Origin of the sequence: Cupriavidus sp. HPC(L), assembly GCF_000307735.3 — a bacterium.
Classification (GTDB): Bacteria; Pseudomonadota; Gammaproteobacteria; order Burkholderiales; family Burkholderiaceae; genus Cupriavidus.
In genome coordinates this window covers 1-7997 of record NZ_AMPR02000134.1, presented here as the reverse complement: position 1 = coordinate 7997, position 7997 = coordinate 1, and the positions used below count along the sequence as shown (strand labels likewise).

General features: G+C 69.0%; 8 protein-coding genes. All 8 read right to left on the bottom strand.

Going from position 1 to position 7997, the window contains the following annotated elements; all coding sequences use genetic code 11:
• The coding region (locus tag B551_RS09815) for a FecR domain-containing protein (RefSeq protein ID WP_006579638.1) at nucleotides 1-723 on the bottom strand (723 nt) is incomplete at its 3' end.
• Complete coding sequence (locus tag B551_RS09810; protein WP_006579639.1) at nucleotides 720-1286, bottom strand: sigma-70 family RNA polymerase sigma factor; 567 nt, start codon at nucleotides 1284-1286, stop codon at nucleotides 720-722. The genes B551_RS09810 and B551_RS09815, both read right to left, overlap by 4 nt.
• 105 nt (nucleotides 1287-1391) lie before the next feature.
• Complete coding sequence (locus B551_RS09805; RefSeq protein WP_006579640.1) at nucleotides 1392-2186, bottom strand: ABC transporter permease; 795 nt, start codon at nucleotides 2184-2186, stop codon at nucleotides 1392-1394.
• Nucleotides 2187-2217: 31 nt separating this feature from the next.
• Nucleotides 2218-3057, bottom strand: coding sequence for an ABC transporter ATP-binding protein (locus B551_RS09800; protein WP_023263987.1), 840 nt, complete (start codon nucleotides 3055-3057; stop codon nucleotides 2218-2220).
• A gap of 3 nt (nucleotides 3058-3060) precedes the next feature.
• A complete protein-coding gene (locus B551_RS09795; protein WP_006578838.1) occupies nucleotides 3061-4098 on the bottom strand; it encodes an aromatic ring-hydroxylating dioxygenase subunit alpha in 1038 nt (345 codons plus the stop codon).
• Between the two features lie 81 nt (nucleotides 4099-4179).
• The gene (locus tag B551_RS09790) at nucleotides 4180-5223 is read right to left on the bottom strand and encodes an ABC transporter substrate-binding protein (RefSeq protein WP_023263986.1); all 1044 of its coding nucleotides are present in this window, start codon (nucleotides 5221-5223) and stop codon (nucleotides 4180-4182) included.
• A gap of 419 nt (nucleotides 5224-5642) precedes the next feature.
• Entirely contained in the window at nucleotides 5643-5972 is a 330-nt protein-coding gene (locus B551_RS09785) for a hypothetical protein (RefSeq protein ID WP_232205897.1), read from the bottom strand.
• 255 nt (nucleotides 5973-6227) lie between these two features.
• Nucleotides 6228-7832, bottom strand: a complete 1605-nt coding sequence (locus B551_RS09780; protein WP_023263984.1) for a 3'-5' exonuclease family protein — start codon at nucleotides 7830-7832, stop codon at nucleotides 6228-6230.
• Nucleotides 7833-7997: the final 165 nt, after the last annotated feature.

The window sequence follows — 7997 nt, the reverse complement described above, 5'->3', positions numbered from 1 at the left end:
GCTGCGCGCGCCGGTGGCGCGGGCGCGCACCCTGGATTCCAGCATCGTCAGCACGGTCCGCTGATCGTCGCGGTCGACGCTGAAGCGCGTACCGAGCGCCTCGATGTCGGCCTGCGCGGTGCGGACCACGAAAGGCCGCGCCGGATCGCGCGCGACATCGATCAGCACTTCGCCGCGGATCAGCTCGATCAGGCGGCGTCCCTGGTCATAGCGCAGGTCCACCGCGCTGCCGCTGTTCAGCGTCAGGCGGCTGCCGTCGGGCAGCGTGTGGGTCTGCCATTGGCCGGTGCCGGTACGCAGATCGGCCAGCAGGTAGGCCGGCGGCCAGGCGTGCAGCGACAGTGCGATGACGGCGGTCGTCACCAGCGCGGCGGCCAGCGTGCCGAGATGGCGTGCGGTGCGGCGTCGGCGCGAGGGCTTGCCATGGCGTACGCCCTCATGCGGGCCGTCATGTCGTTCGCCATGTCGTTCATTCTCGAAGGCGGCGCGCAATGCCGCTCGCGCCGGCCGGGCATCGCCGCCGGCGTGTTGACGCAGGCCTTCGAGCCGATGAAGCAGCGATTCGACGCGGGCGGCCGCGCGAGCGTGCCGAGGATCGGCGGCTTTCCAGCGCGCGAATTCGATCTGCGCGGTGGCGCGCTCGTCGGGATCGTCGGCGGTCAGCCTGGCAATCCAGTCCGCTGCCTGCGCGACCGGATCGCCGCCGTCGAGGCGCGCGCTCATCCGGCGTGCGATGCCGCGGCGGCACTGGTGTTGCGTGCGTCCTCGTCGCCGTCATCCGACAGGGCGCAATGCGCCAGCGCCTGCACCAGATACTTGTGAATCATCCGCGTCGACACGCCCAGATGCGCGGCGATGCTGGCGTGCGTCTGCCCCTCCAGGTAGTGCATCAGGAAGGCCTCGCGCGGCTTGCGCGGGAGGCCGTGGAGCGCCGCGCTGATCTGCGCCAGCGCCTGCAGCGCGGCGACGGTCTGCTCCGGCGACGGAAAACCGTCCAGCGAGGCCGCCGCCTGCTCCAGCTCGGCCAGATAGGCCTGCTCGAGCTTGTTCCGCCGCGCGCGATCGATGATCAGGCGCTTCGCCGTGGTGGTCAGGTACGCGCGCGGCTCGCGCACGCCGGCCAGCGCATCGCGCGAGGCCAGGATCCGCACGAAGGTGTCGTGCGCCACGTCGGCCGCGTCGTGCGGACAGGACAGCTTCTTGCGCAACCAGCCGAACAGCCACGAATGATGGTCGCTGTACAGGACATCGATCGGCGGCGACGGCAGGGACTCGGCGGCGGACATGGGAGCTCCGGCCATGGCGTGGGCCAGGTCCGGGGAGGGCTAGGAAATGAGAACGATTCGCATTTTATGGGCGTGGGTGGGGTTTGGCAACCGGCAGGTCCGGCATCACGCCAGCTCGCTTTCATGCCAATGCGACAGTGCCAGCCGCGACAGCATTGCCATCGCGCCGAACAGCAGCACGCCGGTGACCGTGATCAGCACCAGCGCGGCGAACAGCCGCGGGATATTGAGCGCGAAGCCGGCCTGCAGGATCTGATAGGCGAGCCCCGCGCCCGTGCCGCCGGTGCCGGCGACGAACTCGGCCACCACCGCGCCGATCAACGCCAGGCCGCAGGAAATCCGCAGGCCGCCGAAGAAATACGGCAGCGCGCTGGGTATCCGCAGCCGCCGCAAGGTATCCCAGCGCGTGGCCCGGTTGATGCGGAACAGGTTCAGCAGGCCGGGATTGACGCTGCGCAGGCCCAGCACGGTGTTCGAGATGATCGGGAAGATCGCGACCATGGTGGCGCAGATCACCAGCGCCAGCGTCGGCTCATTGACCCAGATGATGATCAGCGGCGCGATCGCGACGACGGGGGTCACCTGCAGCAGGATCGCATAGGGAAACAGGCTCGCCTCGATCAGCCGGCTCTGCACGAACACGAAGGCGGCCGCGGTGCCGAGGATGACGGCCAGCGCGAACGCCAGCATCGTGATGCGCAGCGTCACCCATAGCGAGCCGGACAGCAGGGTCCAGTCGTCGACCAGCGTGCGCGCGATCGCCGATGGCGCGGGCACCAGATAGGGCGGCACGTCGAGCCAGATGCAGACGGCCTGCCAGGCCAGCAGCGTCAGTGCGCCGACGGCGAGCGGCGCGGCGATGCGTTGCACGGCGGGACGGGACAGCAGGGGCGATGCCATGATTGGACTCCTTGGTGGCGCGTCGCGGTGGCTAGGCGGAATCGGCCGGGGCGACGCCGGTATTGGCCTGCGCCAGCAGCGCCGACAGCCGCGCGCAGTGCTGCATGAATCCAGGGCTGACGCGGTAGGCCTCGTCGCGTTGCGCGGGACCGTCGATCGCCACGTCGGCGATCACGCGGCCCGGCCGCGCCGCCATCACGACGACGCGGCTCGACAGATAGACCGCCTCGTAGATGCTGTGCGTGACGAACACCACGGTCAGCCCGCGCTCGGCCCACAGCGCGCGCAGATCGGCATCGAGCCGGTTGCGGGTGAATTCGTCGAGCGCGCCGAACGGCTCGTCCATCAGCAGCAGATCGGGCTCGGTCGCCAGCGCCCGCGCGATCGACACGCGCATCTGCATGCCGCCCGACAACTCGCGCGGGTACACCTGGCCGAATTGCGCGAGTCCGACCAGCGCCAGCGCGCGCCGTGCGCGTTCGTCGGCCTGCTCCCGCGGCATGCGCGCCAGATCGAGCGGCAGCCGGACGTTGTCGGCGACCTTGGCCCACGGCATCAGCGTCGCCTCCTGGAACACCATCGCCAGCGCGCGGCGCGCGCCGTTGCCGCCGACGGGCCTCGCGCCCGGCAGCGTGCCTTCGCCCCACCAGCGCAGATGGCCGGCCGACGGCGCCTCGAGCCCGGCGAACAGCTTCAGCAGCGTGCTCTTGCCGCAGCCGGATGGACCGAGCAGCGACACGAACTCGCCCGGCCGGATCGATAGCTTGACCCGTTCGAGCGCCACGGTGCCGTTGGGATAGGTCTTCTCGACCTGGTTGGCGAACAGGATCGGCGCGTCCAGGGCACCGGTATCGCGGGGGACGGCGGACATGGCTCAGGCACCGACGACGGGGACGCGGAACACTTCCTTCTCGCCGTGCCGCTCCAGCAACTCCAGCAGCATCCGGCGCATCAGCAGGCCCGGCTTGTCCGATTCCATATGGAACTCGACGCGGCGGCGCGTATCGATGCAGGCGTCGTAGTCGGTCGCCTCCAGAATCTCGCGATCCTCGGCCACGATCGGCGCGTCCCAGGCGATCAGCTCCTCGGTCGAGCAGTCTTCCTCGCGGTCGTTGCGATACAGCCATTGCGACAGCATCACCGTGCCGTCGTCGATCGGCGTGGCGCAGTTGTAGATGATGTGATGGCGCCCGCTGGCCGGATAGATGCAGCCGAAGCGGCGCGTGAAGGGCATGTCCCAGCGGTTGAACATATGCCGGTGGGTAATCGGCTCGGTGGTGCCCGTCACGCGATGGCCCGCCTCGATATTGCGGATCGGCACCAGCGTCTCGGCCTCGAAGCCCCACTCGCGCTGCGTCAGCTCGTATTTCTCGGGTTTGGGCTGGTCGGCGATGCCGAAGTTGGCGCGGTGGACGAAGCTGAAGTGCGAGTTGTCGAAGGCGTTCTCCATCACGCGCAGCGGACTGGTGTTCCAGCGCTCGTAGTACTGCAGGATGCGGCGATAGGCGGGGTCGCCTTCCTCGGGGAAATCGGGAATCGGCTGCAGCGGATCGTCCAGCGCGACCCAGACATAGCCATATTTCTCTTCGGCCCGATAGGCCGGCACGCGGGCACCGGCGGGGACCCGGTTGTCGGGCGCCTGCGGAATTCGCACGCAGGCGCCGGAGCAGTCGTACTCCCAGCCGTGGTAGCCGCAGACGATGTCGCCGCGTTCGTTGACCCAGCCCTTGGACAGCCTGGCGGTGCGGTGGCAGCAGCGGTCGCGCAGCGCGGCCAGCGAGCCGTCGGAGCGTTTCCACAGCACCAGGTCTTCGCCGAGCAGCGTGAAGGGCTTGGGACCATCGTCGAGCATCGAGACCGGCATCAGCGCGTACCAGAAGCGGCGCAGCACGGGTTGTCGGGTAACCAGCATGATGAATCCTCGAAATGCGAAGGGGAGACGCGCGATGGCGTCGGGTTTGAATGAGGGCTGCGAATGGCGGGCGCTTGCCCCTCAGGGCATGATCCTCAGGTCCTTGACGAACTGCGTGGTGTAGGCGCGCTTCCAGTCGGTGTCGGCCTTCAGCAGTCCCGCGCCGACCATGAAGTCGCGCGTCTTCTGCCAGCGCGCATCCGTCATCACGCCGATGCCCTGGCGCGCCGCGTCGCCACCGTCGACGAGCCGGAACTCCTTGAGCCTGGCCAGGGCCCAGGCTAGCTGGTCGTCCTTCATGTTCGGGTTGTCCCGCTTGATCAGCGCATTGGCCGCGGCCGGATTGGCCAGATAGCTTTTCCAGCCTTCCATTGATGCCCGGACGAAGCGCGCGACGAGATCGGGCTTTTCCTTGACGGTTTTCTGCATGGTGACGATGGTGGTGCCATAGGGCGGGTAGCCATCGTTGGCGAACAGGAAGAAGCGGGTCTTGACGCCGGCCTTCTCCGCGGCGAACACCTCCGACGACGCGTAGGCCTGCTGCGCGGTATTGCGGTCGGCGAAGAAGGGCTGCAGGTTGAAGGTGTAGACGCGCGATTGCGCCTCGTCGAGCTGGTACTTCGCCTTCAGCCACGGCCACCACGTGGTGCGCCCGGAGGTGGAGACCAGCACGGTCCGGGTCTTCAGATCGGCCAGCCCATTGACGTCGTCGTGCGTCATCATCCCTTGCAGATCGCTCTGGAACGAGGTGCCGACCGTCGTCACCGGCACGCCCTGCTCGATGCTCTTGAGCACCTGCAGGTCGTAGCCCATCAGGAAGTCCGCCTGGCCGCTGCTCAGGATCTGCATGCCGTTGACCTGCGGCCCGCCCATGCGGATGGTCACGTCGAGGCCGTGTTTCTTGTAGATGCCCTCGGCCACGGCCTGGTAGAAGCCGCCGTGCTCGGCCTGCGCGTACCAGGAGGTCAGGAAGGTCACCTTGTCGGCGGCGAAGGTGGCAAGCGGTGCGATGGCCAGGACGGCGGCGGCCACGGTCCGGGTCAGAAAGCTGCCGCGCGGGCGACGCGCGACGATGGCCGATGCGGTTCCGGCCGCAGGCGAGGGGGCGAGGTGCGACGTATTCATGGGGTCTGTGGTGTCGTCGAGGGGGAGGGAGACAGCGGGGCGAGTGCCGGCGTCTACGGCGGGCGCGGCACAACGAGACGATGGGACGGGAAGGCATGGCAGGGACGGGACATCGTGTGCGCTCTCTCTCGTTCGCGGCCGTGGCGGCCGGGTTCAACACGCGGCGCGCGCATGGCGCCGCCGGTGACGACCGGTAGGTCGTGAGAGCAATGTCCCGCGCCGGGGCATCGGCCTGCGATGGCGATGCGTTGGGGATGCGTTGGCGCTAACCGCTTCTACTCGATCGGCAATATCGCAAGAGGCATGCCACGCGGCATTGGGCGGCGAGGTGGCATAGATCGGTCCCGATGCGCCAGCGATGGGCGCTGGCGTGGAATCGGATCGCGGCTTTGGTGCAGCGTGATGCGATCCGGTGCGGCTCAAGCTCCGGGTTTGCGGTTCAGCAGCGCGGCGCAGCGGCCGAAGGCGGTGGTCAGGCAGCAGCTGTCGCCGCTCCAGTCGCCGCCGCGGACGATGCCGTCGGCGCCCGCAATCAGCCGGCGCTGGCAGCGGCCCACGGTGGCGGGCACGGGATCGGTCGGTGCGCGCGCCTCGCGCGGTCCGCTGCCGGGAGCGTGCGCGCGCGGGAATTCATCGATCCAGACATAGGCGGTGCCATCGGCGAGGTTCTGCGCGGAAGCCGGCGGGCCCCATTGCGTCCTGGCCCGATCGATTGGCGCCCCGCGCCACGAGTCGGTAATTGCTTGCATCGCGTCGGTCCGCGGACTGGCGCAGCCGAACAGCGACGCGGCGCCAATGGCGATGGCGGCGCCCTTGGCGAGGTGCCACCGCCAGGGCGAGGCCGCTGTGCGGGCTGGGGACGATGTGCGAATCGAAGGCATGGCGGCTCCCGCTGCGGAGGTTCCGTTACGAGGCAGGCTATGCGAGCGGGCGCGCATTGCCAAGGCGGGCGTGTGTGCTGGCGTACAGACTCTCGCTGCCGGTGCGTGGCAGCGGCCAGCCGTTTAGAACTCGAACAGCGGCAGCGGCGTCTGCGCGGCGGGCACGCGCCTGGGCCGTGCCTGGCCGATGGCGCTCTCTCGCCGCGCGATGATGAGCGGCTCGCACGGACGCAGCTCGAAGCTGGAAGGGCGAGGCAACACGATGGCCTCGACAAGCAGCCGTTCCCGATGCGGCGCCAGGATCTGATAGCTGTCCAGATCGAAGCGGGCCGGCTCGCCCAGCAGCGTCCCGGCGTCCTGCGGCGAGGCCACGGAGCCCAGATAGCACCAGTTGTCGATCACGTGCCATTGGGCGCGGGCGTGGTCCTGCTCGCGCCAGGCGATCGGGCCGGCGAATGGCCACGGCGAGATCGCCAGCGGGCGCAGCGCCTCGGCCAGCCGCTCCCGATGGCCGCGCAGCGGCTCCGCGCCGACGCAGGCGCCGGCGCATCGATGGAGCTGGCGCGCGAAACACGGCGTCCCCATTCGACTCCGCGGCTCCAGCGTCAGCGTGGCCAGGCAAAGCCCATGCTGCTCGGCGAGCTCGCGCAGGCGGGCATGCGCGCCTGCGCGGCTCGCGCTGACGGCGAACAGGCCGCGATGGCGGCTGAAATCGGTATCGCGGTCCGAACGCAGGCGCGGCGCCATCAGTCCGTCCGGCAGTTCCCACGCGAACAGCGGCCCCTTGCGCCGCAACAGCCTGTTGTGCACCGGCTCCAGTTGCTTGACCAGCAGTGCCTCCTGCAGCAGCGCGCCGATCTCCCCGCCGGTCTCGCGCCACTCGACCCGCCGCACGGCGCGCGACAGCCGCAGGTCCTTGCCGTAGCGATAGTCGCCGGAGAAATGCGCGCCGATCCGTTGACGCAGGTTGACGCTCTTGCCGACGTACAGCGGGGTGTCGTTGTCGCCGTGAAACAGATAGACGCCGGGCGTCTGCGGGACGTCGTCGAGCGCGGTCTCTTCCAGACCGGCCGGCAGGCTGGCGCGCTTGACCAGCGAGGCGATCGCCGACTCGACCAGCTCGACCGAATAGAGCCCGTGCACCTGCTGCCAGAACTGCCACAGCAGTTCGGCGTCGGCGAGTGCGCGGTGCCGGCCCTTCGGCTGCAGGCCGAAGCGCGCGATCAGCGCGTCCAGGCCGTGGCGCTCCACCGAGGGAAACAGCGCGCGCGACAGCCGGACGGTACAGAGCACGTCGGCGCGGAACGTAATACCGGCACGGGTGAACGATTGCTTCAGGAAGCCGTAGTCGAAGCGGGCGTTGTGGGCGACGAACAGCTTGCCCTGCAGCCGCTCGGCCAGGGCTTCGGCCAATGCCTCGAAGGTCGGCTGCCCCCGCACCATCTCCTCGGTGATGCCGGTCATGCGCTGGATGAACGGCGGGATCGCGCAACCGGGGTCCAGCAGCGTGTCCCACTCCGTCACGCCGTCCGGACCGACTTCGACCACGCCGATTTCGGTAATGCGGTCGCGCTGCGCGTCGGTGCCGGTGGTCTCCAGATCGACGAAGACGATAGGCCGGGCCAGTGCGGTCGCCAGGGTGGCGGCGTCGAGCCGGCGCGGCGCTTCTGGCGGCAGGCGCTCCGCTAGATAAGTAGGCTGGTCGTGATGGTGGGGCAGGTCGGGCATCCAGCGATTCTAAGCGCCGCGGAGTCGGCGCAGCCTGATAGACGTAAGTAAGTGATCGATGGGCCGCCATGACGCCGTTCGCTGGGACCGCAAAAAAGCGCTTGCATTGGCTGTCACGCTCCCTTAATATTCGCCCCCTCGCAGCCGAACGGCGGCGAGGTTGGC

Bases quoted from the DNA above. Each gene is read 5' to 3' on its own strand.
- B551_RS09790 (WP_023263986.1), bottom strand. From the start codon at position 5,223: ATGAATACGTCGCACCTCGCCCCCTCGCCTGCGGCCGGAACCGCATCG.
- B551_RS09780 (WP_023263984.1), bottom strand. From the start codon at position 7,832: ATGCCCGACCTGCCCCACCATCACGACCAGCCTACTTATCTAGCGGAG.
- B551_RS09800 (WP_023263987.1), bottom strand. From the start codon at position 3,057: ATGTCCGCCGTCCCCCGCGATACCGGTGCCCTGGACGCGCCGATCCTG.
- B551_RS09795 (WP_006578838.1), bottom strand. From the start codon at position 4,098: ATGCTGGTTACCCGACAACCCGTGCTGCGCCGCTTCTGGTACGCGCTG.
- B551_RS09805 (WP_006579640.1), bottom strand. From the start codon at position 2,186: ATGGCATCGCCCCTGCTGTCCCGTCCCGCCGTGCAACGCATCGCCGCG.
- B551_RS09810 (WP_006579639.1), bottom strand. From the start codon at position 1,286: ATGTCCGCCGCCGAGTCCCTGCCGTCGCCGCCGATCGATGTCCTGTAC.
- B551_RS09785 (WP_232205897.1), bottom strand. From the start codon at position 5,972: ATGCAAGCAATTACCGACTCGTGGCGCGGGGCGCCAATCGATCGGGCC.